21 protein-coding genes are annotated in these 26,327 nt (G+C 40.2%); 4 read left to right on the top strand and 17 right to left on the bottom strand.

Translation table 11 applies throughout. From position 1 onward, the window contains the following. Positions 1 to 3 precede the first annotated feature (3 nt). The 4 genes from ACIFOT_RS06345 to ACIFOT_RS06330 form a co-directional block, all read right to left on the bottom strand. On the bottom strand, positions 4 to 1,377 hold the full coding sequence (locus ACIFOT_RS06345) for a nucleoside recognition domain-containing protein (RefSeq protein ID WP_430063204.1): 1,374 nt from the start codon (positions 1,375 to 1,377) through the stop codon (positions 4 to 6). Further along, the gene (locus tag ACIFOT_RS06340) at positions 1,352 to 2,068 is read right to left on the bottom strand and encodes a FeoB small GTPase domain-containing protein (protein ID WP_430063203.1); all 717 of its coding nucleotides are present in this window, start codon (positions 2,066 to 2,068) and stop codon (positions 1,352 to 1,354) included. Before ACIFOT_RS06340 ends, ACIFOT_RS06345 begins: the two co-directional genes overlap by 26 nt. Beyond that, entirely contained in the window at positions 2,058 to 2,312 is a 255-nt protein-coding gene (locus tag ACIFOT_RS06335) for a FeoA family protein (protein ID WP_430063202.1), read from the bottom strand. Before ACIFOT_RS06335 ends, ACIFOT_RS06340 begins: the two co-directional genes overlap by 11 nt. Positions 2,313 to 2,475: 163 nt before the next feature. Next, positions 2,476 to 4,752 carry a helicase C-terminal domain-containing protein gene (locus tag ACIFOT_RS06330; RefSeq protein WP_430063200.1) on the bottom strand — a complete coding sequence of 759 codons (2,277 nt, stop codon included), beginning with the start codon at positions 4,750 to 4,752 and terminating at the stop codon, positions 2,476 to 2,478. 107 nt (positions 4,753 to 4,859) lie between these two features. Between ACIFOT_RS06330 and ACIFOT_RS06325 the strand changes: the two genes are divergently transcribed. Continuing rightward, the gene (locus ACIFOT_RS06325) at positions 4,860 to 5,609 is read left to right on the top strand and encodes a YqcI/YcgG family protein (RefSeq protein ID WP_430063198.1); all 750 of its coding nucleotides are present in this window, start codon (positions 4,860 to 4,862) and stop codon (positions 5,607 to 5,609) included. Between the two features lie 20 nt (positions 5,610 to 5,629). On the opposite strand, the gene ACIFOT_RS06320 is transcribed toward ACIFOT_RS06325, so the two are convergent. From ACIFOT_RS06320 to wrbA, 3 genes are all read right to left on the bottom strand, one after another. Further along, positions 5,630 to 6,871 (bottom strand): glutamate-5-semialdehyde dehydrogenase, encoded by a 1,242-nt coding sequence (locus ACIFOT_RS06320; protein ID WP_430063196.1) that lies wholly within the window; start codon positions 6,869 to 6,871, stop codon positions 5,630 to 5,632. A gap of 7 nt (positions 6,872 to 6,878) precedes the next feature. Then, on the bottom strand, positions 6,879 to 7,991 hold the full coding sequence (gene proB / locus ACIFOT_RS06315; RefSeq protein WP_430063194.1) for a glutamate 5-kinase: 1,113 nt from the start codon (positions 7,989 to 7,991) through the stop codon (positions 6,879 to 6,881). A 382-nt stretch (positions 7,992 to 8,373) separates the two neighbouring features. Then, positions 8,374 to 8,985, bottom strand: coding sequence for an NAD(P)H:quinone oxidoreductase (gene wrbA, locus ACIFOT_RS06310; protein WP_430063192.1), 612 nt, complete (start codon positions 8,983 to 8,985; stop codon positions 8,374 to 8,376). 165 nt (positions 8,986 to 9,150) lie between these two features. Here wrbA and ACIFOT_RS06305 point away from each other — a divergent pair, with 165 nt between their 5' ends. Further along, positions 9,151 to 10,386, top strand: a complete 1,236-nt coding sequence (locus ACIFOT_RS06305) for an MFS transporter (protein WP_430063190.1) — start codon at positions 9,151 to 9,153, stop codon at positions 10,384 to 10,386. A gap of 42 nt (positions 10,387 to 10,428) precedes the next feature. Here ACIFOT_RS06305 and ACIFOT_RS06300 read toward each other — a convergent pair whose 3' ends face one another. The 9 genes from ACIFOT_RS06300 to ACIFOT_RS06260 are packed head-to-tail and all read right to left on the bottom strand — an operon-like array spanning position 10,429 to position 21,000. Beyond that, on the bottom strand, positions 10,429 to 12,159 hold the full coding sequence (locus ACIFOT_RS06300) for an AMP-binding protein (protein ID WP_430063188.1): 1,731 nt from the start codon (positions 12,157 to 12,159) through the stop codon (positions 10,429 to 10,431). Between the two features lie 37 nt (positions 12,160 to 12,196). Beyond that, positions 12,197 to 13,753 (bottom strand): acyl-CoA carboxylase subunit beta, encoded by a 1,557-nt coding sequence (locus ACIFOT_RS06295; protein ID WP_430063186.1) that lies wholly within the window; start codon positions 13,751 to 13,753, stop codon positions 12,197 to 12,199. Between the two features lie 41 nt (positions 13,754 to 13,794). After that, positions 13,795 to 14,757, bottom strand: coding sequence for an ABC transporter ATP-binding protein (locus ACIFOT_RS06290; protein WP_430063184.1), 963 nt, complete (start codon positions 14,755 to 14,757; stop codon positions 13,795 to 13,797). Then, positions 14,750 to 15,763 carry an ABC transporter ATP-binding protein gene (locus ACIFOT_RS06285; RefSeq protein WP_430063182.1) on the bottom strand — a complete coding sequence of 338 codons (1,014 nt, stop codon included), beginning with the start codon at positions 15,761 to 15,763 and terminating at the stop codon, positions 14,750 to 14,752. Before ACIFOT_RS06285 ends, ACIFOT_RS06290 begins: the two co-directional genes overlap by 8 nt. Positions 15,764 to 15,775: 12 nt before the next feature. After that, entirely contained in the window at positions 15,776 to 16,615 is an 840-nt protein-coding gene (locus ACIFOT_RS06280; RefSeq protein WP_430063180.1) for an ABC transporter permease, read from the bottom strand. Positions 16,616 to 16,630: 15 nt separating this feature from the next. Next, on the bottom strand, positions 16,631 to 17,578 hold the full coding sequence (locus ACIFOT_RS06275) for an ABC transporter permease (RefSeq protein ID WP_430063178.1): 948 nt from the start codon (positions 17,576 to 17,578) through the stop codon (positions 16,631 to 16,633). 27 nt (positions 17,579 to 17,605) lie between these two features. After that, positions 17,606 to 19,171, bottom strand: a complete 1,566-nt coding sequence (locus ACIFOT_RS06270) for an ABC transporter substrate-binding protein (RefSeq protein WP_430063177.1) — start codon at positions 19,169 to 19,171, stop codon at positions 17,606 to 17,608. Then, positions 19,158 to 20,801: an AMP-binding protein gene (locus tag ACIFOT_RS06265; RefSeq protein ID WP_430063175.1), complete on the bottom strand. Its 1,644-nt coding sequence runs from the start codon at positions 20,799 to 20,801 to the stop codon at positions 19,158 to 19,160. Before ACIFOT_RS06265 ends, ACIFOT_RS06270 begins: the two co-directional genes overlap by 14 nt. Beyond that, positions 20,788 to 21,000, bottom strand: coding sequence for an acetyl-CoA carboxylase biotin carboxyl carrier protein subunit (locus tag ACIFOT_RS06260; RefSeq protein WP_430063172.1), 213 nt, complete (start codon positions 20,998 to 21,000; stop codon positions 20,788 to 20,790). The genes ACIFOT_RS06265 and ACIFOT_RS06260 overlap by 14 nt, the downstream gene beginning before the upstream one ends. 194 nt (positions 21,001 to 21,194) lie before the next feature. Here ACIFOT_RS06260 and ACIFOT_RS06255 point away from each other — a divergent pair, with 194 nt between their 5' ends. Beyond that, positions 21,195 to 23,234, top strand: coding sequence for a helix-turn-helix domain-containing protein (locus tag ACIFOT_RS06255; protein ID WP_430063169.1), 2,040 nt, complete (start codon positions 21,195 to 21,197; stop codon positions 23,232 to 23,234). 101 nt (positions 23,235 to 23,335) lie between these two features. Next, the gene (locus tag ACIFOT_RS06250) at positions 23,336 to 23,962 is read left to right on the top strand and encodes a hypothetical protein (protein ID WP_430063166.1); all 627 of its coding nucleotides are present in this window, start codon (positions 23,336 to 23,338) and stop codon (positions 23,960 to 23,962) included. 44 nt (positions 23,963 to 24,006) lie between these two features. Here the strand turns inward: ACIFOT_RS06250 and ACIFOT_RS06245 are convergent, their stop codons facing one another. Further along, complete coding sequence (locus ACIFOT_RS06245; RefSeq protein ID WP_430063164.1) at positions 24,007 to 26,250, bottom strand: AAA domain-containing protein; 2,244 nt, start codon at positions 26,248 to 26,250, stop codon at positions 24,007 to 24,009. Positions 26,251 to 26,327: the final 77 nt, after the last annotated feature.

Below are 26,327 nucleotides of genomic sequence, written 5' to 3'. Positions count from 1 at the left end.
ATATTAAACCCAGCCAAAAAATCTTACTGTTTGCGTAATCACCAACGGAACAATGATAGCAATAACTGTTGGTATTAGAAATGCTAAGAAAGTCCATTTCTTACTCTTTGTTTCTTTATAAATATTCAGCAAAGTCGTTCCGCAAGGATAATGAAGCAGTGAAAATAACATCATGTTTAAAGCGGTCAACCATGTCCAGCCGTGTTCGAGAAAAATTTTCTTTAAATCTACCAAGCTATCAACTTCTGTTAAGGAACCAGTTGATAAGTATCCCATCAAAAGGATTGGCAGAACAATCTCATTTGCTGGTAACCCTAAAATAAAGGCCATTAGAATGTATCCATCTAAGCCTAGCATTTTTCCGAATGGATCCAAAAAGTTTACTGCATACATAAGGATACTTGTATCTCCAATGTAAATGTTCGCAAATACCCATGTTAAAATCGCTGCGGGTGCCGCTACCTTAACCGCCCTGACTAAAACAGACCATGACTTGGTTAAAGAAGAACGTATCACCGTATCAAAGATTTTTGGCTTGCGATATGGAGGAAGCTCTAATGTATAATGAGTCGGAACCCCTTTAAGAGCTGTTTTCGATAATACCCACGAAACGAAAAAGGTAACGACAATACCGAACATGACAATTCCCACAATGACCCCTGTAGTGACAAGTGACGCCATCCCGCCTGTGAAACCAGCTGCCATAAATAACGACGACAACACAATTAAAGTTCCCCATCGTCCATTACATGGAACAAAGTTATTAGTCAAGATGGCGAGCATCCGCTCCCGTGGGGATTCGATAATCCTTGTTGAAATAACTGCAGCTGCGTTACAGCCAAAACCCATGGCCATTGTTAATGATTGCTTTCCATGCGCCCCGACCCTTTTAAATAAACGGTCCATATTAAACGCTACCCGCGGCAAATACCCATAATTCTCAAGTAATGCAAAGGTTGGAAAAAAGATCGCCATTGGCGGCAGCATCACGCTAATAACCCATGTTGTTCCCCGATATAACCCGAGGACAAGAATTCCATGAAGCCATTCTGGAGCATGTAGGAAAGAAAAAATTTGGGTTATATAACCTTCCAGGTAGCCAAAGAACTCTGCTATCAAGGATGACGGAATATTGGCACCAGCTATCGTTATATAAAACAATAATCCGAGCATCGCAATCATTATCGGAAAACCAAAGATCGGTGATGTAAAAATGGCATCTAGTTTTTCTGTCCTCGTATCCCGTTTTGTTTTTGAATAGGCAATTCCTTCCTGGCATAATTTATGGCTGCGATTATAAAGCTGTTGAACAATATCATCCCTCAGCTTTGGTGTCGAAAGCTTTTGGGCCTCAGCAAATATGTGTTGAATACTCATACTCTACCTGCCTCCCGGATAATCTCTGATTTATTTCGTTCAATAAGGTTTCGTCTCCATCTAGCAATCTCAAAGAAACCCATCGGGAAGATAATTGATCGCCAATGATTTCACGAACCTTTGGTTCAATTTTCTTAATTTGTTCTTCAATTTCTTCGGAATAAGCCATTTTTACCGGGTTACATTCAATGGCTCCAGTCACAATGCGGTCAAGGGTATCTAAAAGCATCGGAAAGCCTTTTTTGTTCCGGGCTGAGATCTTGATGACAGGAACCCCTAAGCGATTTGTCAACAATCGTTCATTTATTTGAATCCCTTGTTGTTCGGCAACATCAATTAGATTTATCGCAATGACCACGTTTTTTGTCATCTCTAAAACCTGTAGGGCAAGATTTAAATTTCTTTCTAACGATGTTGCATCGAGAACAACGAGTGTTACATCAGGTTTTTCAAAAACGATATAATTTCTAGCAACCTCTTCATCTTTTGAATTGGAAAAGAGCGAATAGGTGCCTGGGAGATCGATAAGTTGAAACGTTTTATCATTAAACTGCACAGTCCCTTGGGCAAGCGAAACCGTTTTGCCGGCCCAGTTGCCGGTATGCTGTCTGAGGCCCGTTAAGGCATTAAACAACGTGCTTTTGCCCGTATTCGGGTTTCCCGCTAAGGCAATTCGATATTCAGTTCCCATTGGATACCAGCTCCCCTTCTATTTTAGAACTTTCTTCTTCCCTAAGTGCAATCGTTGTTTGGCTGACACGAAAGGCAATTGGGTCACCCAAGGGGCTTTTCCGTACGACCTCAACCAATGCGCCTGTCACAAATCCTAAATCTAATAATCTTCTTCTCATCACACCGTCCAGATTTAAAGAAGTAATTTTTATTATATTTCCTTTTTCACCATTCACTAATTTCATTGTTTTAGGTTTATCCATCTCTCTTTCCCCTCCTTCAAAGTTTTTACCTTGTGCAACTTTTTTGTTAATTATATGACAAAGATTCCGATTTTGTCACCTTATTTACAAAAATAATTAAGAATTATTTTAAAAAACGGGACCCTTGTCCAAGCAAAGAAAAAAAGCACGCTTCAAAACGTGCTTAAATAATCGTGTAGTCCCGCCATTCCTGCGGCAAAAGATTTTGATATTTGGTTTGTAGAAATCGATCATCGGCAAGTATGATGGTTCCGTGGTCTTCTTCTGAACGAATTAATCTTCCTCCAGCCTGCAACACCTTGTTCATTCCAGGAAAAACATAAGCGTAGTCGTAGCCTTGCTTTCCCTTCTTGTCAAAATGGTCCTTAATTAAATTTCGTTCAAAACAAACTTGAGGTAACCCCACACCTACCACTACTACTCCATTAAGGCGATCGCCAATTAAGTCTACTCCCTCGGAAAAAATCCCCCCAAGGACTGCAAAACCGAGCAAGGTTTCTTTTTGAATTGGGGAAAATGCCTCTAAAAAAGCTTCTCTTTCATCTTCGCTCATGCCTGGTGCTTGAAAAAGTGTGTTCGTTTCCGGATCGGCCAGTTTAAACTCCTCAAAAACAGAACGTAAATATTGATGGGACGGGAAAAAAATTAAATAATTGCCTGGCCGCTTTTTAATAAATGATTGAAGCATTTTCACTAACGGTTCCTTCGTCCGCTCTCGGTCTCGGAAACGTGTGGACACCGGCTTGATAAGAATATCCGCTTGTTCTTTTGTAAATGGCGATGGGATTGAAATGATGTAATCTTCCCCCTGTCCGCCAAGGATATCTTGGTAATACGGAAGGGGCGATAGAGTTGCTGAAAAGAACACTTTAGAGCGAAAGCCTTTCCCCATTTGCTTTAGCAGTTTTGAGGGATCCATGCAAAAAAGCTTCACAATTAAATCCGTTTTCTGCTTCTCGCCATAAATCATATAATGTTCGTCGAGAAGTTCTACAATTTTACAAAAGTTGTTTACCTTGAAGTAGGCTTCCAATAAATGATTAGATGGTCCTGTTTTTAATAGCTCCTCTGCAGCATCCAAAAATTGGACAAGCAGGAGATTTAGGTTTTCATCCCATTTTTGAATAGTAAACTCATTTTGATTGGCATTTTCTTTTTTCAAAGAAATAAACCAAGAATTCAACTTATGCGCTGCTTCATAAATCTCTTGATTGACTTCTTTAAAGTCTTTTTTCAATTGAAGAAACATTTCTTTGTTGATGGAAGCTGAGAACATTTCCCGCCCGCGGTCCACTAGATTATGCGATTCATCAACTAATAAGGCAGTCGACTTTTTCTGTTCCTCAATAAGCCTCTTTAATGATACTTGAGGGTCGAAGATATAATTGTAGTCACAAATAATCGCATCAACCACATAGGCTAAGTCAATTGAAAATTCGAAGGGACAGACTTTATGTTTTCTAGAATAAGTTTCAATTACCGCTCTTGTCATACCTTGTTCATTCGCTAATATATCGAGTATGGCATCATTTATCCGATCATAATACCCATCTGCAAATTCACAGTGTTCTTTTTGACAGATGGTTTCCTCTTTAAAACACATTTTATCTTTCGCTGTGATGGTGACCGTTTTTAAACAAAGGCCGCTAGTTCGCATTTTTGCGAAGGCATCTTCGGCAGTGGTTCGTGTAATGGTTTTGGCCGTAAGATAGAAAATACGGTTTAAATGGCCTTCCCCCATCGCCTTAACTGACGGAAATATCGTTGAGATGGTCTTACCAATTCCTGTTGGAGCTTTCGCAAATAAATTTTTCCCTTCAGAAATCGTTTTATAAACAGCACCGGCCAATTTCCGCTGACCTTCACGATAGGAAGGAAATGGAAAACTCAATACCTTACAGCTTGCGTTTCGCTTTTCACGATTTTGAAATTGCAGCTGGGCATATGGTGCATACCCTTTGAGACAATCGAAAACAAATTGCTCGAGCTCTTGAAAAGTAAACGTCTTTTTTATGTATTTTTTATCTTCTGAATCGACATGAACATAAGTTAGCTGAACATTTATGGCTGGTAATTGATGGTCCCTCGAATAAATATAGGCATACATTTTTGCCTGCGCCCAGTGGACTGGATACCCCTCTTGTTCAAGGAGTTCAAGCGGCTGGGAAAATGACTTTATTTCATCTATTGTCACTTCACCATCTTTGAATAAAAGTCCATCACATCTGCCATCAATGATATATTTGAACCCTTCAAATGGAATTTCAACACTGAGGTAAACTTCCTTTTGATCTTCCCCTTGATAGGCTTTTTGGATTTTTTGATGAATTCTTGTTCCATCTAGTAATGTTGCTTGTGAACGAAACCGAGAATCGATACTGCCGCTGCGATAAACATATTCAACAAGTGTTCGAACTGATATTTGAACATCATTTGTCACTGAATCACCACTTGAAATAAGAATACTTGTTTGTATTTTTATTTTAACAGAAATGAACGAAAAAGTTGAAATTCTCACCCTCATTTTTAAATTTTCATATCTTGAGAATGAGAGGTGGGAGCTTAGTGAGTATCTATACAAAAGAAACGCTTCAGCAGATGGCTTTAGAACATTGGCAAAAGGATGCAATGGAAAAATTTGAAGCAAAAATGACCGATAAATCTAAACCCTTTCCTTGTATTCCTGCCACCCAGGGGTACCAACTCCATCATTTTCGCTATGGTTTCATTAGAAATTCCAATGCAAAGCAGCTTGCCGATATGCTCGAAGCATATTCAAACTGTTTTCGAGAAATTGGTTCCTATACATCTTTAATTATTTTTTATGAACCAAGGCGGGAATTACTAGAAAAGACCCCAGTTGAAAAATTTGAGCTGCTATTTTGGAAACAGCTTAATCTTGTTCAAGAATTCGATCAAGTGAAATGGCCAAATCATATACCCCAAGATCCACATGATTCATTATGGGAATTCTGCTATCATGGAGAACAATATTTTATTTTCTGTGCAACACCTTCCCATAAAAATAGATTAAGCCGGCATTTCCCATATTTCATGCTTGCGATTACTCCACGTTTTGTTCTTGAACAGTTTTCTTCAAGTGAATCAAAGGCAGCTAAAATCAAAGCATCGATTCGGAAACGTCTTTCAGAATATGATACTATTGCAATTCACCCTAATTTAAATACTTATGGAAAAAATGATAACTATGAATGGAAGCAATATTTCTTGCACGACGATGACACAACCTTGTCTCGCTGTCCCTTTCATTCAGTAATAAAAACAAGTAAGGACTAATTAAGCCCTTACTTGTTCTATTATATTCTAATTTGTCCTGTTCCCTGTACAATCGCCTTAGTTGTCGTGATGGCCTTGAGTCCCATTGGGCCGCGGGCATGCAGCTTTTGTGTACTGATGCCAATCTCAGCGCCATATCCGAACTGCTCACCATCGGTAAACCTTGTAGAGGCATTATGATACAAGACGGCAGCATCCACCGCTTGGAAAAATAAACGGACATTTTGCTGATTTTCACTTATTATTGCTTCGGAATGCTTTGTACCATATTGGTCGATGTGTTCAATGGCTTCGTTTATATCATTCACTAGTTTTACAGCCAGTACTGGCGCTAAGAATTCTATTTGCCAATCTTCTTCATTTGCCGGACTGACAAACGAATATTTGGAAATTAATTCTTTATCGCCCCGCAGCTCTACCTCTTTTTCATGCAGCATATTTATCAATTCAGAAATATATGGCCAATCTTTATGAATGAGAAGAGTTTCGGCTGCATTACAAACAGATGGCCGATGTAATTTCGCGTTAATCGTGATCTCAGTCGCCATTTTTTCTTGTGCTGATTCATCTATAAAAACATGGCAGTTGCCAACACCCGTTTCTAGCACAGGAACCGTGGCATTTTGGATAACCGATTGAATTAATCCTGCGCCTCCGCGTGGAATAAGAACATCCAAGTATTGGTTTAACTTAAACATTTCAGAAGCAGTCTCGCGGCTTGTATCCTCTAAGAGATGAATCGCGTCGGCAGGAATCGCTGTTTCAGCAAGAGCTTCCCGCATTACTTGCACAAGCGCCATATTGGAATGGAGGGCAGAAGAACTTCCTCTTAACAGAACCGCATTTCCGGCTTTTAAGCATAAAGTTGCGGCATCAACCGTCACATTGGGACGTGCTTCATATACCATGCCAATCACACCGAGCGGGACTCTTACGGTTTGAATATGCAATCCGTTCGGTCTTTCCCAGGCCTCGGTAATCTCCCCGATGGGATCATCCAGCTTAATGACCTGATGAATGCCTTCAACGATTTGGTCAATTCGCTCATCCGTTAACAATAAGCGGTCTAATAATGATGACGAAATTCCATTATCTTTACCGGCAGAAATATCCTTTTCGTTCTCTTTTAAAATGCGTTCCTTTTCCATTAATATTTTATCGGCCATTTTGGCCAGCGCTCGATTTTTTTCTTCGCGGGTAACCATTCCTAATTTCTTGGAAGCTACTTTTAATTTTTTTGCTTTTAATAACAATTCGCTCATTGAACGTTCACTCCTTTGGCATAATGACCCAATTATCACGATGAATCACTTCTGCGTGTTGATTTATCGAATAAACCTTGGATTGCTCACTTGGTAATCCCTTAACTTTAAGTAGGTCTTGAGAGGAATAGTATACTTGCCCTTTCCCGACAATTTTTCCTTTTGGGTTGCGGACTTCTACCACATCCAAGGCATTAAATTCACCAGTTACATTCGTTACTCCTACAGGCAATAAGCTTTTCCCTTTTTGGACAATGGCCTGCTCTGCTCCTTCATCAATTTCGATGACCCCTCCTACTTGGGAATGATAGGCTATCCATTGTTTTCTCATCTGCATCTGTGTTTGGAAAGGACCTCCGATATACGTTCCGTCGCCTTTGCCAGCAAGGATATCAACCAATTTATCCTTACCTGCCCCCGTTCCCACAAAAACACTAACACCAAGCGATAGTGCTTTTTTTGCTGCTAACAGCTTGGATTTCATTCCGCCCGTACCAACCATCGAACCGCTTTCGCCAGCGAATCCCATAAGTTGTTCCGATACTTCCGGGATGAAATGATATTTTTTAGCTTCCTTCGATACTTTTGGATTTCCATCATAGAGTCCATTTACATCGGTTAAGATTATGAGAGCATTTGCATGTAAAAACCCGCTAACGAGAGCCGAGAGCATATCATTGTCTCCGAAGGTCAGTTCTTCAATCGATACTGAATCATTCTCATTTATGATCGGAATGACACCTCTTTGGAGGAGCTCCTGTATCGTATTGAAAAGATTATGGAACCTTATTTGACTGTAAAAGTCCTCTCGAGTTAATAAGATTTGCCCTGGAACAATATTAAACTCTTTAAATAGTTGAATATAATTTTGCATTAAGAGTGCTTGCCCTACAGCTGCTGCAGCTTGCTTCCCGGCAGTTGTTTTCGGACGGACTGAATATCCTAGTGCGCCAAATCCAGCGGCAACTGCACCTGAGGAAATTAGGATTACATCATGCCCCTGCTGTTTTAATAGTGACAATGCCTCAACATGATCACGGATTTTTTCCTCTGATATCGCTCCTGAGACATTTGTTAACGAGCTGCTTCCAATCTTTACTACCACCAGCTGTTTTTTCATATTTTTAACCCTTCTTTTTTTAAAAATAAAAAACGACTCTCCTGTCCTAAATAAAAGGACGGAAAAGTCGTTTCCGCGGTACCACCTTCATTGATGCCGAGCATTACGCTTGCATCCACTTTCAACCCGTAACGTGGGGCACGGCTTATGTTTTCATAAGCAGCTTTACAAGGGCAGGTTCAATCCTCTTTCCGTGAGAAACCTTTCAGCCGGTGGGTTTCATTCTCTACCACATTCCAAAGATTTACTAGTCCCTTACCTTTACTAAATTAATTTTCTTTGATTATCCTTAGAAATGGCCAAAATGTCAATAGAATTTTTTGAAAATTTAGTTTAAAATAGAAAGAACCAACTGGAATTACCCAGTCAGTTCAAACTTCAGCTATTGATTTGCTTTTTTCACCCATTCCGCAACCGTAACGGTCCGTTTAGCCTGATGCTTTACAGCAGCTTGCACATCTTCCACCATGTTACCGCTCTGATCAACCGTTACACTCGTTCCATAAGGATTGCCTCCAGAACCGAATATAACCGGATCGGTATATCCTGGCGCTGCGACTATCGCACCCCAGTGGTACATCGTTGTATATAAGGAAAGAATGGTCGCTTCCTGTCCGCCATGAGCGTTTTGTGCAGAAGACATCGCACTAACCACTTTGTTCACGAGTTTTCCATTAAACCAAAGCCCGCCTGTTGTATCTAAAAATTGCTTCATTTGCGACGGCATATTCCCAAAACGTGTTGGAACACTGAAGATAATGGCGTCTGCCCACTCCAAATCTTCCAATTTAACTTCCGGGACATTTGCGGTTGCTTCGACATGAGCTTTCCATACAGGATTTCCTTCAATAACTGATTGAGGTGCTAACTCAGGAACCTTTAATACCTTTACTTCCGCACCTGCTTCTTTAGCTCCCTCTTCAGCCCATTTTGATAGCTGATGATTCGTTCCGCCCATGCTGTAATAAATAACGGCTAATTTTACATTTGTCATTGTTATTTTCTCCTTAGAAGATGAATTGAAAGAACATAAAAATTTTCTCCATAATTTACATCACTTATTCGTAAAAGAATCAGCCTAAACAGAATTTTCGTTACCCGAAAGGAATATGATGGTAAAAATGAAATTATTATACTTAATTAAAGGGAGAGACTTAAAATGGAAACCAATAACCATAAAAGATTATGGGGTTATGCGATCATTGGAATGTTAACAACAATGGTCGTATTAGCATTTGCAAGACTGTCCTATGGAGTTATCCTTCCTTTTATGAGAGAGGGTCTTCATATCTCTTATAAAGAGGCTGGATACCTGGGAACTACCACTTCTTTAGGATATTTGAGCACTATCATCTTTGCAGGAATCCTTGCGTCTAAATGGGGGAGTAAAAGGACCGTTTTACTAGGAATTTCTCTCGTTACATTAGGACTAGCTGGTTTATCCTTCACTTTTTCCTATCCAGTGACCTTTATTTTTATGCTGCTCCTGGGTATTGGAACATCCTTTACCTATACACCCTTTATCTCTTTGCTCGTTGCCTGGTTTCCGCAGCGAAAGGGATTTGTCATCGGCCTTACCACTAGCGGCGCTGGAATTGGGATCCTTCTTGCAGGAATCATCGTCCCCAACCTAAGCAGCCTCAATGGAGATATCGGCTGGAGAATTGCCTGGGGGATATTCGCTTTTATTGGACTTGTAGTGGTGATTTTAACGCTAATATTTATAAAAAATCCTCCCTTGGAAAACCCAGGCAATCAAAATCGACAACCAGCATCTGCCAAAGAAATTTATAAAAATCCAAAAGTAATTAATGTTGGGCTTATTTATGGAATAATCGGGATTACCTACATAGTCCAAATGATTTTTGTCATGAGCTATATGATTGAATCAGGTATTAATGTTAAATTTGCCGGCCAGTTAATGGCTCTGAATGGAATCTTATCGATTTTTAGCGGGCCCATTTGGGGATTTATTTCCGATAAAATCGGCCGCCGAACATCCTTAATATTAACGATGGGTCTGACCGCTTTCTCGATGCTTCTTCCTGTAATCTTTCCAACAGTCATTGGTTTTACCATTCATACAGTTATTTTAAGCTGTACATCTACAGGATTATTTACTTTAACGCAAGCTTCCAGTATGGATCATGTGAAGCCTGCTGACATGCCTGTCGCCTTTAGTTATGTCACCTTCTATTTTGCTGTTGGGCAATTTATTGGACCCGCGATTGCCGGCTGGCTGATAGAGGATTGGGGGGGGTTTAAAAGTGCATTCCTTTTTTGTTCCATCTGTTTGATTTTAGGTTTAGTTTTAACACTTAGAGTTAAGAACTCTGTTCAAAATCAACAGGCCAAAACAAACATAAAAACCGAATTAAATGAAGAAGTATTATAAAAAAAGGAGAGTACTAGTTATGAAACTAGCACTCTCCTTTTTTTACACTTTTTCTGTTTCAAATTCTTTTATTAATTCCTGACGAATTTTATATTTCTCAATTTTATTCGTTGGAGTTCGAGGCAGGTCCATGGTAAAGCGGATATACTTTGGCCACATATATTTAGGCATTTTATCTTTCACCCATTCCCGTAACTCTTCCTCGTTTAAAGCGGCTCCGTTTTTCTTAACGACATAAACTGCTACATCATCTTCCTCTCCAACTTCTGCTGGGACTGGGAAAGCAGCACATAAGTCAATATCTGGATGACCGTTAATGATATCCTCTAATTGATACGAAGAAATCTTTTCTCCTCGGCACCGGATCACACTGCCAAGCCGGTCAACAAAATAGTAAAATCCATCCTCTCCAAGGTAACCGGCATCACCACTGTGGAACCATAGATTCTTAAAGGCCTTATTTGTTGATTCAGGTTTATTGAAATATTCTGTTAATACGAGGTGAGACAACCGCGGCCGAAAAGCAATCTGACCTACCTGACCGACAGGAAGTTCAATGTCATTTTCATCAAACACTTTCACTTCAAAATAAAAGGTAGGTTTCCCCATGAAGCCTTTTTTCAAGTCCTGTTCCCCATTAATGATGGGAATATTCAACTTATCACAGACAGTGATAATTTCCTGTCTGGAAAGACCTTTATATAATTCCTTCGGGGTCCCTTCACCCTCTTTTGTTTCAAGAATGACACTGGCAAGCGGATTCCCCGATTCCGTTTGTCCAAATCCGGCGGTCACATAATCAAATCCAAATCGCTTTGCTACCTCATTATGATATTTGGGAAGCGGCTGCATATGAACTTTATTAATGGTATTCAATCTATCGTCTTTTGACGGTTTGGCATTCATTAGCCAAGGGATCATCACATCCAGTAAAATTGCTGTAGTGGATCCGCTTTTTTCAATCCGCTTCCAAAATTGATTAGGACTAAATTTATCCCATAATGCAACCGTACACCCCGTATAGGCAGCTCTCGCAACATTGGCAAACGCTCCACCCACATGATAGAGAGGCAGATCATTATATACCACATCTTCAGGAGACATACATGCCCTCATTCGTAGGGTATATCCATTAATCCAGCGATGCGATTGGACCACTCCTTTAGCTGGTCCTGTCGTTCCAGAAGTATAAATAATATTGGCTGTATCCCAATAGTTCAATTCTAGATCGAGATTTTTGGTCTCCTCCTGTAAAAACCGATCCAAGGAGATTTCGTTATAGTTTAAATCCAGAGGAATTTCAGCAGTTTCTGCAATATAATCATGATCTCCCTCTTGGGGATTATAAACAGCCGTGCACAAATGGCCTACTTCGGAGGCAATTTCATTTAAAATGGGCACCATGGACCGCTCGGTAAAAAGCAGCTTTGGTATTGTATCTTTTAACTGATAACTAAGAAGTTTACCTCGATAATTAAAATTAATCGGACTAAATATCGCTCCGCATTTCCAGATGCCAAACATAACCATAGTGGTTATTAATGGATTCTTTAAAAATACAGGTACACGGTCTCCTTTCTGGACTCCTTTAGATTTTAATGAATGTCCAATACTATTCGTCATTTCATTAAACTTTTGATAAGTGATTTGTTTATCAGCTTCTCCATAGTATATAAAAGTTTTCTCTCCTGCTACCTTCGCCCAATGTTCAAGGCATTTAGAAACGACTTCCTCCTTAGAAGAAAGCTCCTTTAACAAATCCTCCTGTTTCATCGAAAGTCACCTTCCTTTTATAATAATTATGAAAAAATCATGGCCTCATTCCATTGCGTGAAACGCCTAACTGTTGCGGGAGAAGTTCGTATGCATCTTTCACCCATTCACAGAGCAATGGACGGGTATCACGGGGGTCGATAATTTCTTCAATGCCAAAAGCCTCTGCCGTTCGAAATGGAGATCTAACTGATTCCATTTTTTCTAGTAATTCTTTTAATAGTGCTTCTGGATTGTCACTAGCCTCAAGTTCACGACGATAAGCAACATGAACACCCCCTTCAACCGGCAGTGAACCCCAATCTCCTGAAGGCCAAGCATACCTCAGGTTCAATCCATGACCGTTTGACATTCCTGCACCGCCTACACCAAACACTCTTCGCATAATGATTTCAACCATTGGAACAGATGCTTGATAGATAGCTGAGATGGCACGCACCCCTTTTCGGATGGTTCCCTTCTTCTCTGAAGGAAGTCCAATAACCATGCCAGGCTGGTCAACCAAATTCACAATTGGTAAATGGAAGGTTTGACACAGGTCGACAAAACGCTCTATTTTCTCAGAACTCTCTGCTGTCAGTCCGCCGCCATTTACAAATGGATCGCTTGCTAATACTCCAACTGGATAACCATCAAGTCGAGCAAAACAGGTAAGGGTCCCTCCTCCGTAAAATCGTCCCATCTCGAAAATTGACTCTAAATCAAATATCATGGTGAGCAATTCACGAATTTTATAAGGTGCTCTTCTATTTTTAGGTATAACTGAAATCAAACGTTCGTCCCTTCTGCTAGGATCATCCTCAGCTGGTTCCACTGGCGGCAGCTCCCAAACACTTGATGGTAAATAGGAAAGGAATGTACGGATTTGTTCAAAAGCATCTTCTTCTGATTTGGCCATATTATCTACCGCCCCACTAGTGCGGTGAACCTGCACCCCTCCAAGATCTTCTTTTGTTAAATCCTGCCCCATGCCAAATTTTACAACTGGAGGTCCAGCTACAAATAGTTGGGAGGTCTCTTCCACCATCACAGAAAAATGGGACGCGGCAACCCTCGCAGCACCCAGTCCGGCAACGGAGCCTAGACAGGCTGCAACAACAGGGACCCGTTCCATATTGGCAACGACTAAATCCCATGCAGGGTTTACTGGAACATATGTATGTCCCTCTAAATCTAGGAATTTTACACTTCCACCGCCACCTGTACCATCCACTAACCGAATGATTGGCACCTGAAGGTCATGAGCCATTTGCTCTGCGTAGATCTGTTTGCCGCGGATCGCTCCATCCGCTGCACCGCCTCGGACAGTAAAATCATCCCCGCCTACAACAACCTTGCGGCCTTTAATTCGCCCTGTCCCGAGGATAAAATTTGCTGGAGTAAATGCTATTAAATTCCCATTTTCATCATATTTGCTTTTTCCAGCGATTGCCCCACGTTCATGAAAGGTGTCATGATCAAGGAGTTTCTCAATTCTCTCACGGACCGTCAGTTTGCCTTGGGATATATGTTTTGAGACTCTTTCTTCTCCTCCCATTTGGCGTGCTAAAGCTTCCCGAAGGTGCAATTCTTTAATTTCCGGTTCCCAGGTCACTAGATTTCCTCCTTAAACTGTTTTTTTTAAATCTATTATTCTTAATAAAAACACGCTGTCCATCTTCTCTCCGCCGCTTCTACAAGAGGAGGTTCTTCCCGTTGACAACGCTCTGTAGCTAAAGGACAGCGAGTATGAAAGCGGCAGCCATTTGGAGGATTGACTGGACTTGGGAGATCCCCGCTTAGAAGTATACGCTCGCGGTCACGCATCGTTGGATCTGGCTCTGGGACTGCAGAAATCAATGCTTTGGTATAAGGGTGCAGCGGGTTCTCAAATAATGAATCCGTTTCGGAAATTTCGACCACTTTTCCTAAATACATCACCACAATACGATCACTGATATGCTTTACTGCCTGAAGACCATGAGCAATAAAAATATAAGATAAACCCAAATCTTCTTGGATATCTTTCAGGAGATTTAAAATTTGAGCTTGAATGGATACATCAAGGGCGGAAACAGGTTCATCGCATACGATCAGCCTGGGGTTTAATGCCAATGCTCTGGCTATGCCAATTCTTTGACGCTGCCCGCCGGAAAATTCTTCAGGATAACGCACGCCATGTACAGATCTCAGTCCTACCCGTTCTAATAATTCATCTACCCGTTTTTTCCGCTCCTTACTGGTCCCAATCTTATGCAGAACTAAGGGTTCTGCAATGATATCGGCAACACTCATTCTCGGATTCAGAGATGCATAGGGATCCTGAAAGATCATTTGAATTTTTTTCCCTAAATCCCGCTTACTTCGTCCTTTTGATAAAAGTGAGCTGCCTTCAAAATGAACCTCCCCATCCGTTGGTTCAAGCAGCCCAACGACCATCCGGCCCAAGGTCGATTTTCCGCATCCGGATTCACCAACAAGTCCAAGAGTTTCTCCTTGTTTCACTTCAAGGTTAATCCCATCCACCGCTTTTAACCATTTGGTTTTCTTTCCAAATAATCCACTGCCAATGGGATAATATTTTTTCACATTTTTAATGGAAACCAATGGTTCAAGCATGCTTTGTCACCTCTTCGATTGGCCTTTCCTGTAGATTCCAGCAAGCTGCCCTTCTTTGTGGTCCTAAATTCTCCAGGTATGGAGTATTACTACTGCATTGATCGTTTGCCTGACTACAGCGTGAATAGAAATTGCAGCCGCCTGTAAGCTCTAGAGGGCTAGGAACGGTACCGGGAATGGCATTTAAGCGTTTTTTCGATTGTCCTCTTAACTTTGGAACACTTGCTAACAAGCCTTTTGTATAGGGATGCTTTGGGTCCTGGAAAATCGAATAGACGTCGCCTTCTTCTACTATTTTCCCACAGTACATGACAAGAACCCGATCCGCCATTTCCGCCACAACCCCTAAATCGTGAGTAATCAGAAGAATAGATACACCTGTTTCTCTCTGAAGTGACTTCATGACATTCAGAATTTGGGCTTGAATGGTCACATCTAATGCTGTGGTGGGTTCATCGGCAATCAACAGAGATGGATTGCAGGCAAGAGCCATTGCAATCATAATCCTTTGCCGCATCCCTCCTGATAACTGATGGGGATAATCTCTGAGCCTGCTTTCAGCATCAGGAATCCCTACCTTATTTAACAAATTTATGACAGTTTGCTGCGCTGTTTTGTAACTAACCCCTTGGTGGAGTTGGATTGGTTCTGCGATTTGTTTTCCAATTGGATGTAAAGGGTTTAAGGAAGATAACGGGTCTTGGAAAATCATTGAAATTTCATTGCCGCGAATTTTCTTCATTTGCCTTTTTTTCATCGTAAGTAAATTATGGCCTTTAAACGAGATGATGCTTTCTTTGCCATAAGTGATGGTAGGTGCATTCAGTCCCATAATCGATAACGCGGTTACACTTTTACCGCTGCCAGATTCCCCCACCAATGCAACAATTTCACCTTTTCCAATTTTAAAAGAAACATCATTAACCGCTTTTACAACCCCTCCAGTTGAAGGGAAATACGATCTAAGATTATTTACTTCCAAAAGTGGTTCAAACTGTTTACTCAAACCGCTTCCCTCCTAAGTTCGCTTGATTTTTGGATCAATGGCTGTTCTTAATCCATCTCCGAAAAAGTTACCGGCTAAGACTGAAAGCAAGATTGCTGCTCCAGGGAAAATCATCATAAATGGATTGACAAAAATCATACTGTAGGCTTGATGAAGCATGCCTCCCCAACTAATTTGCGGTGACTGTGCCCCCATTCCAAGAAAACTTAATGATGCCTCCACCAAAATCGCCAAACTAAAACTGAAGGATGCTTGAACAATAATCGGAGAGGCGATATTAGGAAGGATATGCCGATACATAATCCACAAAGGACCAGCCCCTGAAATCTTTGCCGCTTCCACATATGGTTCACGCCGGACTTGAAGGGTTTGTCCTCTTGCCAGTCTAGCAAATTGCGGAGTGAAGATGATTCCAATCGCAATCATCGCATTCCAAAGGTTAACCCCTAAAGCACCCGTAATTCCCAAGGCGAGAAGAATAGCAGGAAAAGATAAAATCGCATCAACAACCCTCATGAAAAGATCATCGACGATGCCGCCCAGATACCCTGAAATAATTCCCAAGGGAACTCCAATAAAAAGAGGAATTAAGATTGCGATTAGCCCTGCTTGTATGGCAGCCTGTGATCCAAGAAGCAATCTTGTAAAAATGTCCCTTCCTAGTTCATCTGTTCCAAACCAGTGCGAGCCATTTGGTGCAATCATCACTTGGTTCAAATCTTGTGCTTCTGGGTCAAAGGGGACAATGTATCGGGCAAAAACAGCGACTAGGACTAAAATGACCAAATAGATCAAACTGACGAATGCCAAGCGTTCACGTTTTACCCTTTGTAAAATAATTCGAAACTGCATGTTGTGCCCTCCTTCTTAATCAAATTCAATTCGAGGATCCAAAATGCTATAGAGTACATCGGTAACAAAGTTAATGATGAGGACCATCACAACCATTACTAAGACGACACCTTGAAGCATCGGAAAATCCCTTTGCAGTATTGAATTGACTGCCAATTGTCCCATTCCAGGAATAGCGAAAACGCTTTCAATCACAACCGTTGCACCAAGCATGTTCCCAAATAGAAGCCCCGCCGTTGTTAAGACAGGTAAAAAAGCATTTCTAAGTCCATGCTTCCAAATTACTGGCCATAATGATAATCCTTTGGAATATGCAGTGCGAATATAATCTGAATCCATACTCTCAAGCAGTGAAGATCGTAATTGTCGTGTTATTTGTGCCGCGCCAAATGCACCTAAGCAAAAGGCTGGGAGAAGAACACTTTCTATAAATCCGCCCGAATTTTCAAAAATACTAACAAATCCTGTAGCAGGAAGCCAACCAAGCTTGACACTAAATAGAGCTACCAGCAGCATCGCTAACCAAAAATTTGGAATGGCAGTCCCCAGCGTGCCGAAAAACCTTGCCACATAATCCATCCAACTATTCGGCTTTAAAATAGAGGTAATGGCAAAAAACATCCCTATCAGAAAGGAAATAATCATCGCAGAAATAACAAGCTGAATCGTAATCCCCAGTCTTGAAAACACTGCATCACTTACAATTTCCCCTGTAAAAAGGGATCTCCCTAAATCCCCTTGTAAAGCATGTAATAGCCAATTCCCATACTGGATGAGCACAGGTTGATCCAGACCCAGTTGACTTCTCAACTGGGCTAGTTTTTCTGCCGTTGCATTATCTCCAAGAAGTGCAAGAGCAGGATCACCCGGTATAATCAAGATTAGGGAAAAGACCACCAAAGTCGTTACAATCAGCATGGGTAAGACATACATCAAGCGGCGTAACAAAAATTTATAAAACATTGGCTCTCTCCCTTCCTATCCTCTTTATTATTGTTCCAGCCACAAGTAGGAGAACTTTGGTTTTCCTAGTAATGTTCCTTCAAAGCCCTTAACCTTTGGCGACATGGCTGCAGTAGAAGGAGTAAACATAATAGGAATCGTCATCGCTTCTTCTGCCATTGCAATCTCATTTATTTCGCCATATAACTTTGCTCGCTCTTTTTGATCATACGAAGCTGCTGCCTTTGAAATCAATTCTTCTTTTTTAGGTGTTGTCTCCCCGCCAACATTGTAGAAACCTTTTCCGCCTAGGAATAAACTGATTGTTTGTTGCGGGTCTGGACGTCCTGTCCATGCCGTAAGATTTGCCGGCAACTGCTTTTCATTAAAGTAAAGAGCTACTCCTTTTGTTAGTTCCATTGGCTGTATGTTAATCGTAAAGCCAGCCTCCTTGACTTGCCCTTTAATGGCTTCCGCCAATCTTTGATAGAATGGGGCTGTTGGCGCGAACATATCAAATTTGACATTTTCAACTCCTGCCTGTTTTAATAATTCCTTTGATTTTTCAGGGTCATATTTAATTTTCATATCAGGACTTGCTGCCCAGTAATCACTTGGAAATGTTTGATTAGCCGACTCGCCTTCCCCAAAGGTTAAAGCTTTTACAAGGGCATCACGATCGATGGCATATTGAAGCGCCTGCCTGACTTCCTTTTTATCAAATGGGGCCATTTTGGTATTTAAATAAATATTATAGAACGCTACCTTCATTTTCGAATCTAACACTATATTCTTATCATTCTTTAAAACTTGACTATTGTCAGGTGATACATTCCAATAGAATTGAACCTGACCTGATTTAAGTGCATTTAATCTTGTATTTTCATCAGGCATAATTTTAGCTGTTATTTTATCAAGGTATGGCAGTCCTTTTTGCCAGTAATCCTTATTCGCTTCAAACTGTATTTCTCCGTTTCGTACCCATTTGACCATCCTATAGGGGCCAGTCCCCACTGGGTTTTGGCTGAAGTCAGCACCAAATTTTTGGACTGCTGCAGGCGAAACCATCATCCCTGAACGATCAGATAGGGCAAGGATAATGGAGGAATCTGGCTGCTTTAAATGTAATTTCACTGTTTGTGGATCGACAACCTCTACAGATTCTACATTAGATAAATCGGATACTTTTGATTCTTTCGATCTTACCCGTTCAAGGTTAAATTTAACGGCATCAGCATTAAATGGGGTTCCATCATGGAAGTTTACCCCTTTTCTTAAGTGTAGAATAATGGTTTTATCATCCGGGGTGTCCCATGATTCCGCAAGGCCTGGTTGAGGTTCAAGATTCGCATTATAGTTAACTAATGTGTCAAAAACTGGATACAGCAGCGGATGATCGTTCCCGGAATTGCCAAGGATAGGGTCGTAGTTACTCACATCAGAGTCATAAGCAACAACAAGGCTGCCTCCCTTCCTCGGTTCGCTGTTTTTTGGGTTTTCTGTCGTCTTGCCTGCTGAATTTTCACCAGCGGTAGAACTGTTTTTGGTGCAGCCAGCCACTATCAATAATGTGGCTATTAGGACAACGGATAAGACTTTGTTAATTTTTCTCATGGACAACCTCCTTATAATTTGCCTTTTCTTTTTCTTCATCTGCAAGCAGCCTTCGAAGCAATTTGCCAGTCCCGGTAACTGGCAGGCTCTCCCTGAATTCAACATAGCGGGGATATTTATAAGCAGCCATTTTTTCCTTGCTCCATCGGATAATCTCCTCTTTCGTAATCCTAGTTTGGAATTCAGGTTTAATCACCACAAAAGCCTTTACTGATTCGCCGCGAACGGGATCTTGCACACCAATCACTGCTGCTTGGGAAATGGCAGGATGGTTCATCAGCATAATTTCAACATCTTCAGGAAATACACTGTATCCAGAACACTTGATCATTTCTTTAATACGGCCGAGAAAAAATAAATATCCCTCTTGATCCAACTTGCCAATGTCACCTGTATAGACCCATCCATTGCGAAGCGTTTGGGCTGTTGCTTCTGGTTTATTCAAGTATCCTTTAAAAACACCGGGATTTTTAACAATAATCTCTCCCTCTTCCCCAATTGGAACCTCCCTCCTCGGCTCATCAATAGACATGATTTTTATTTCTGTTTCCAATACGGGCTTGCCGGTAGTACCAAATTTGACAGCTCCTTTGGACATTAGCGTATCGGCCGTATGGGTTTCACTTAGCCCGTATGCTGATTCAAATAATCCTACACCTGTCAGCTCCCTCCATTGATTCGAAATTTCCTCGGTTAATGGAATGCCAAAGCTGGTGCATGCATTCAATCTAAGTGAACGAAAGTCAACCCTATTGAAATCTGGATGCTTCATAATGGCTATATTCATAGGAACAACAGTCTGAGCTACTGTTACCTGGTACCGCTCGATAACGTCCATTGCCGATTCTGGAGTAAAACGATTAAGTAAGACCAGAGTTCCACCAGTAAAAATAACGACGTTCATGCCTAACATGCCGGCAATATGGCAAATTGGCATAATGGATAATGATATATCCTCTGCTGTTGTATTCCTTGTTTGCGCAACACAATAAGATTTATATAATGCATTTCGATAAGTCAGCATCGCCCCTTTCGGCTGTCCAGTCGATCCGGACGTATAGACAATAAGGGAAACATCATTTTCCACATCAATCTCTATTTTTGGAGGGTTTGCCATGTTTGATTTAAAAATCTGTATTAAATCGATGCAATCCGTTAAGCTTTTCTTTGGGGGTATTTTTTCTGGAAACTCTGGCTGTGGAATTTCTGGAAGAAAATCTATGTAGCTCGTAGTAATAACCAATTCAATAGAAGAATGATTTCGAACCTGGTCAACAATGGGGTGCAATTGTTCCAAGGCGACGATTGCTTTCGCTCCTAAATCATTCACTTCATAGGCCAATTCCCATTCCTTAAACATGGGACTGCATGGACCTACAATTGCTCCAATTTTCTGAATTCCAAAATGACAAATAATATATTGAGGACAATTGGGTAAAAAAAGCGCAACCTTGTCTCCCTTTTTAATTCCACAGGAATGAAGAAACATCGCGAAACGATCTGATAAATCATCCAGTTCCTGATAGGTAATCGTTTTTCCATAAAAGAGGATCGCTTCTTTATTTGGTGTGATTCGTGCATAATGGCGAAGATACTCATGCAGCGGCTGGTTAACATTATTCCAACTCAATAATGATATCCCCCTCATTAACAAATTCTCCTTCTCTTACTTTCACATCCTTTATAACTGATTTTGACTCAACTGTTATTGGAATCTCCATCTTCATTGACTCAAGTATAACTACATCATCTCCAGACTCAACAATATCACCTGTCTTTACCAACACTTTGAAAACATTTCCCGCCATATAGGATGAGATATGTCCCAACCTTTCCACTCCCTCTCGACATTAAATGAAATGATTTTTCTTTACACAAAGTAAGCGTTTACAATATTCTGAATCTATTTCTGAAAATTCTGTATTTACAGAAAGTATATGAAATTGATAAAATGAAAACAATGTTGATTCACATAGATTTTCTTCTAATAAACTATGGAAGTTCACAGTGAGGTGATAGATTTATGTTAAATCTTGCACAGCTCCGATCCTTTTTAATCCAAAATCTAGGAATTTCATGCTATGAGATTTGGTTTTATACTCCTGTAGAACATCGATGGATCTTAACAGATAGACAGGGTATTCGTGCTTTTCCTTCCCCAACCACCAAAATGGGGATTCAACCGTCCAGCTTGGACAACCCTCAATTGTTAACACTGGATTATCCACAAGACTATAAGGTTACTATCCTCTATACTGAAACAACTACTCCATTAGAAAAGGATAATATTAACCTTTTATACCACCTGATGTATCCCTTTTACACTGATCTCTTGATGAAAAGAAAAGGAATAGAATTGGAAAAACTGATTGAGGGTGTGCAAAACATTACGGTTTCACTAGACCTTGATGAATTATTGGCGAAAATTTTAGATAACGTAGCCGCTGTGATTCCTGGCTCGGAAGCCTGCGTTTTTTGGATGTATAGTCCGGCATTAGACCGTTTAGTATGTAAAGCTTATAGAGGATGGAAAAAAGAAATAGAAAAAGTACGATATAAAATTGGAGAATCCGTAACAGGCAAAACATTTCTCGATGGACAACCAAGAATCTATTATTCATTTCGTGAGGCTAATGAAGCGATGGAAGGAACATCCGACGAAAATTACAAATATTTAATGCATGCCTTTCACAATCACAGGGTAAAAGTATCTGTCACCATTCCGATAAAATTTCGGGATGAAATTATTGGAGTTTTAAGCATTCATCAAGATGACCGCGAACGGAATCTTACTGATTGGGATTTTCAACTTTTACAAGGATTAGCTGCACAAATTGCGATTGCAATGGAAAATGCACGGTTGTTTACGGAAATTAAACGAAAGAATCAAGTCCTAGTCAAACGAAACGAAGTCGATTCTACACTTTCACAGCTCTCTGTCCAAAATAGAGGAGTTGAAACGATCACTCAAGAATTAAATCGAATGCTTGGTTTGTCATTAATATTTGTGGACATGATCGAAAGCGAACACTTTCCAAAGCAAAAAGAACATCCTTTTTCGATGGATGAACTAACAAAACTCCTATCCAACCGAAAAGTTCCCATTTACGTTGAACTTTTCGATCAGGATGAAAAGGCATTTTACATTTACCCAATTTTAGTTGGATCTGTTTGTAACGGATGTATGATTATTGTTGTTAATCGACCATTAACACAGCTGGAACATATCATCCTTGATAGAGGGGGATCTGTCCTAGCAATGGAATTAGCCAAAAAGAAGTCACTGGCAGATATCTATTATAAAAAGACCCATGAATTTTATAATGACTTATTATTAAACGATAACCCTGATTTGCTAACAAAAAAAGCGATGAATCTTGGCTTGGATCTTAAATCAAACCTGTTCTCGGTTATTATTACGATTACTCATTTTAAAGATCTTCAAATACTAGATAGCATCGTTCATCGGTTCATATCCCGAATTAAACAAGTCCTATTAGATCATAACAAAATCGTATTTGGTAATCATAACAAAGTTACCATTCTATTCTCTCTTACGAACCCTGCAAACAAACGAGCGGTAATGAAAAAATTGGATACTATTTTAAAAGAAAGTGAACTTAACGATCATATCCACCTGTTTGTCGGGGTTGGTTCGGTTTACCAGGGAATTGAATCTGTTGCCAAATCCCACAATGAAGCGAACAAGGCCGTCTCATATCTTATCTCACGCCAAAAATCAGGTATGATCCATTTTTCCGATATAGGGATAAACCGCCTGTTTATTAATCAGTCTTCCGAGGAGATTGAAAGGTTCCTTGAAGAAATTTTCACGCCTTTGAATTCCATTAAAGGTAATAATAATGATTTAGAAAAGACGCTCATAACCTATATACAAACAAATCGCTCGTCAGCTAGGACAGCTCAAAAGCTGCATATTCATGTAAACACACTTTACTTGAGGCTGAAAAAAATTGAAGAACAATTAGGCATGTCCCTTGAACAACCTGAGAATTTTTTAAAGGTACAGCTTGCCTGCCATTTGCGTGAATCGTTTTTATAAAACAAATATCTGTCATCCTCCTTCTTTAGTTTTATCTTCTATATAAATCTTCCTTGCATATCTTTAATACAAAAGGAAAAAAATGAAGGAGGAATACATCATTGAGTAAACTGGAATTTTTAGAAGCTAATCGAAATTTCAAAAGTTATTATAAAACACTACGCGATTTGAACAATTTTCTAGACAGCTCTCCTGAATTACAGGCTGCAAACCAAGCCATTACCCAATTAATCTTTGAATTTATTCGCATTAACGGTGTGACCTTTAGACAGATGGACCGTGGCCAATTCGAAAGAGAATTTGAAATTTTTCAAGAGGACTTTTTAAATGTTATTCAAAATAGTGGAGAAAACAATGTTGATTTCAAAAGGTTTGCAGCCCTTTTAGATGAAATAATCGGAATCGCAAATCTAAGGCAAGATGCACTTGGAAAAATACAACGTATAAGGCAAGAATCTCCCTTCGGGGAGGACGATGAGGAAAGTTCAGATGAAGCCATCGAAATTAATGTAGATGCTCAAACGGAAATTACCGAAGTACTCAACACTGCTTTAGAAGATAGCAATGAAGAAAATAATAATGATCCTGCCGTAAATAGCAATGATGTTAGCAATGAAATAGAGAGCAGTGAAGAATTTGCCACCATCGTAAATGATGAGGAAAGCAAAGAGGAATCAATCGAAAGCAGCAGTGATAGTAATAAATTTAGATATCGGAGATTTCGATAGCAGGGAAATAGAAAAAAAGCATCGGTGATGCTTTTTTTCTATTTCTACCGTCTATGGAACTGACTTAAAATGTACTCCGATATCTTCGCTGATTCTAGCCGAGCGGCAATAAATGGAGGCTTAATAGCCTTAATCCCCTCTATCATTATTCCAAGCCAAAAAATCTGTTTGTCAATTATTAAAAAGGGAAATGGGATTATTTCTTGGATTAATTGAGTTGGCAGTAATTCCGTCCAGTTCTCCTCCGATAAAATAATGAATGACGTTCGTTTATCTCTATTTTTCAAATTTATTTTCCATTCCTCCGACAATTCGGTACCAGCTGGTAGTGAGAGCACAATGGAAGATCTGGCGGAATCAATATCCTGGAATACTTTTTCAAGTTTTCTAGCATGCATCCAGTGTAACTTAGAATGCTGATTTCTGATCCAGGTACCAATTTCATTTTTTCTAACTGCTTGATTATGTCTCACTTGATATTCGACTAACTGTCTTAATGTTTTCGAATGATATACATGACTGTTTATAAACGCTTGATTGCTGATATGAATGAATTTTCCCTTCGTTCTGGTGATGGCAACATTGATTAATCGTTCACTATCTACGCCCGTTAACAGCATGCCAGCACGTTCCTGCGGTTCACCATCCACTGTATCGAAAACCATCACATCCCGCTCGCTGCCCTGAAATCGATGCACGGTTGCAGAAATAATTTCAGCGTTTAGGCGTTCTTTTTCATATAAATCCTCTAATAACAATTCCATCAAATTGGCTTGAGCCCGGTACGGTGTAACATAGCCAATAGAGTGTGCTCCCCCTAAATAGGATTCATGAATTACCTGAAAAGATAGCAGCAGCTGCCAGAGATTTAGCCTTGAATTGGAGTTTTTTTCTGAGATGCAATGTGCTCCAGTAAAGCTTGAATCTACTAAAATTGAAGCACGTCCAGGAAATGGTTGATTTTCAACAATGGTCTTGCGTGACTTCTGAACACTTTCATGATCACCCACAAGCGAATGATAAATGTATTGATTGGTAAAGGATGAAATGTCCGGATGCATCCTTCTCTGTTCTTTTAGTAAAAATAAATGCGGGTGCAGCTTGCCTTCCTTAACCCAATCAACCACTCCGGCCCGATGAAATATATCTTCCTTCAACCATTTGGTTACTAAAGCATCTCTGGATGCAGCAATTGACGGCAGCTGCTTAAAATCACCGCAAATGATGACTCTTTTCCCTAATGATGCTGCAAATCCGACTTGAGGAACATATGCCATGCTTGCCTCATCGAGAATGATTACGTCAAAATCCTTATCATATATCGCGGGGTCACTCGCTGCCTTAGCAAGTGTCGTTCCTACAATAAACGCATTCTTGACAAACTCAATCTCCTTTTGACGAATTTTCTCAAGGACCTTCGCAATCTTGGTCTCCAGCTCCTGCAATGAATGGGTGTCTCTTTTACTAAATGAACGTGCTAAATCTTGTTTAAGCTTCCGTCTTTCCTCAACTAAAAGTTCTTTGTCTGCTGCAAGCTCTGGGTCTTGTTTCTCAAGCAGTTGACTGGTTGTAACCGTATCATGATTGGCAAGCTGTTCCCCGGTTAGAAACCCATACCGAAGAATGTCCCCTTCATTAAATCGATTTTTCTTGGTAACAAAGCTTGAAATCTCACCTATCAGGACATCGACTGCTTGGTTGCTATGTGATAATATGAGCACTCGCTTTTCCTGGAAATATTTATTTGCGGCTACTCGGGCGAGTGTATACGTTTTACCTGTTCCAGGCGGTCCCCAAACAAAAGTGACAGGATTATATTTTGAGCGTAATAATAACTCATGGATACTACTTTTAATTTTTTCCTGCGGGTGTTTGGCCGGAATCGAGGGATCCATTAACGTCTTTATCCGGCGACGTTTCTCCTTATTTTTTTTCATTTCATCCAGGCGTTGAATTAGCTGTTCGAGTAATTCCCATGGATCATGAATTAGATAAGCCTCATCTAATAAATCACCGAATGATTTCTCTAAGGATAGCATGACCCCTTTTCCCTCTGAAGACAGGACACGTCCTGATTGCTTCATACTGCCCCATACTAGTTTAATCGCTGTACCCACTGGAATCCGTAAATTACCAGATGTATCAAAATAATAGGTATACGAATCTTCGGTAGAGAGCTGCCTTCCATTTGTAATGAGGTATTTATTACTGCCGTATTTTTTTAAATAGTTTATTTCATTTTGCAGTGCCTGCTGCCATTCTTTGATATAGGCTAATGTAGATGTCATAATTCTCTTCCTTCTAAATAAAAAAAGCTCAACCATTTAAAGATTGAACTTTTTGCTAATGGAATTACTATAACATG

This window comes from Neobacillus sp. NRS-1170, assembly GCF_050468025.1.
The sequence above is the reverse complement of the archived record's forward strand: the minus strand, read 5'-3'. Positions and strand labels throughout refer to the sequence as shown.

Bases quoted from the DNA above. Each gene is read 5' to 3' on its own strand.
- ACIFOT_RS06345 (WP_430063204.1), bottom strand. From the start codon at position 1,377: ATGAGTATTCAACACATATTTGCTGAGGCCCAAAAGCTTTCGACACCA.
- ACIFOT_RS06340 (WP_430063203.1), bottom strand. From the start codon at position 2,068: ATGGGAACTGAATATCGAATTGCCTTAGCGGGAAACCCGAATACGGGC.
- ACIFOT_RS06335 (WP_430063202.1), bottom strand. From the start codon at position 2,312: ATGGATAAACCTAAAACAATGAAATTAGTGAATGGTGAAAAAGGAAAT.
- ACIFOT_RS06325 (WP_430063198.1), top strand. From the start codon at position 4,860: ATGAGAGGTGGGAGCTTAGTGAGTATCTATACAAAAGAAACGCTTCAG.
- ACIFOT_RS06320 (WP_430063196.1), bottom strand. From the start codon at position 6,871: ATGAGCGAATTGTTATTAAAAGCAAAAAAATTAAAAGTAGCTTCCAAG.
- proB (WP_430063194.1), bottom strand. From the start codon at position 7,991: ATGAAAAAACAGCTGGTGGTAGTAAAGATTGGAAGCAGCTCGTTAACA.
- wrbA (WP_430063192.1), bottom strand. From the start codon at position 8,985: ATGACAAATGTAAAATTAGCCGTTATTTATTACAGCATGGGCGGAACG.
- ACIFOT_RS06305 (WP_430063190.1), top strand. From the start codon at position 9,151: ATGGAAACCAATAACCATAAAAGATTATGGGGTTATGCGATCATTGGA.
- ACIFOT_RS06300 (WP_430063188.1), bottom strand. From the start codon at position 12,159: ATGAAACAGGAGGATTTGTTAAAGGAGCTTTCTTCTAAGGAGGAAGTC.
- ACIFOT_RS06290 (WP_430063184.1), bottom strand. From the start codon at position 14,757: ATGCTTGAACCATTGGTTTCCATTAAAAATGTGAAAAAATATTATCCC.
- ACIFOT_RS06280 (WP_430063180.1), bottom strand. From the start codon at position 16,615: ATGCAGTTTCGAATTATTTTACAAAGGGTAAAACGTGAACGCTTGGCA.
- ACIFOT_RS06275 (WP_430063178.1), bottom strand. From the start codon at position 17,578: ATGTTTTATAAATTTTTGTTACGCCGCTTGATGTATGTCTTACCCATG.
- ACIFOT_RS06270 (WP_430063177.1), bottom strand. From the start codon at position 19,171: ATGAGAAAAATTAACAAAGTCTTATCCGTTGTCCTAATAGCCACATTA.
- ACIFOT_RS06255 (WP_430063169.1), top strand. From the start codon at position 21,195: ATGTTAAATCTTGCACAGCTCCGATCCTTTTTAATCCAAAATCTAGGA.
- ACIFOT_RS06245 (WP_430063164.1), bottom strand. From the start codon at position 26,250: ATGACATCTACATTAGCCTATATCAAAGAATGGCAGCAGGCACTGCAA.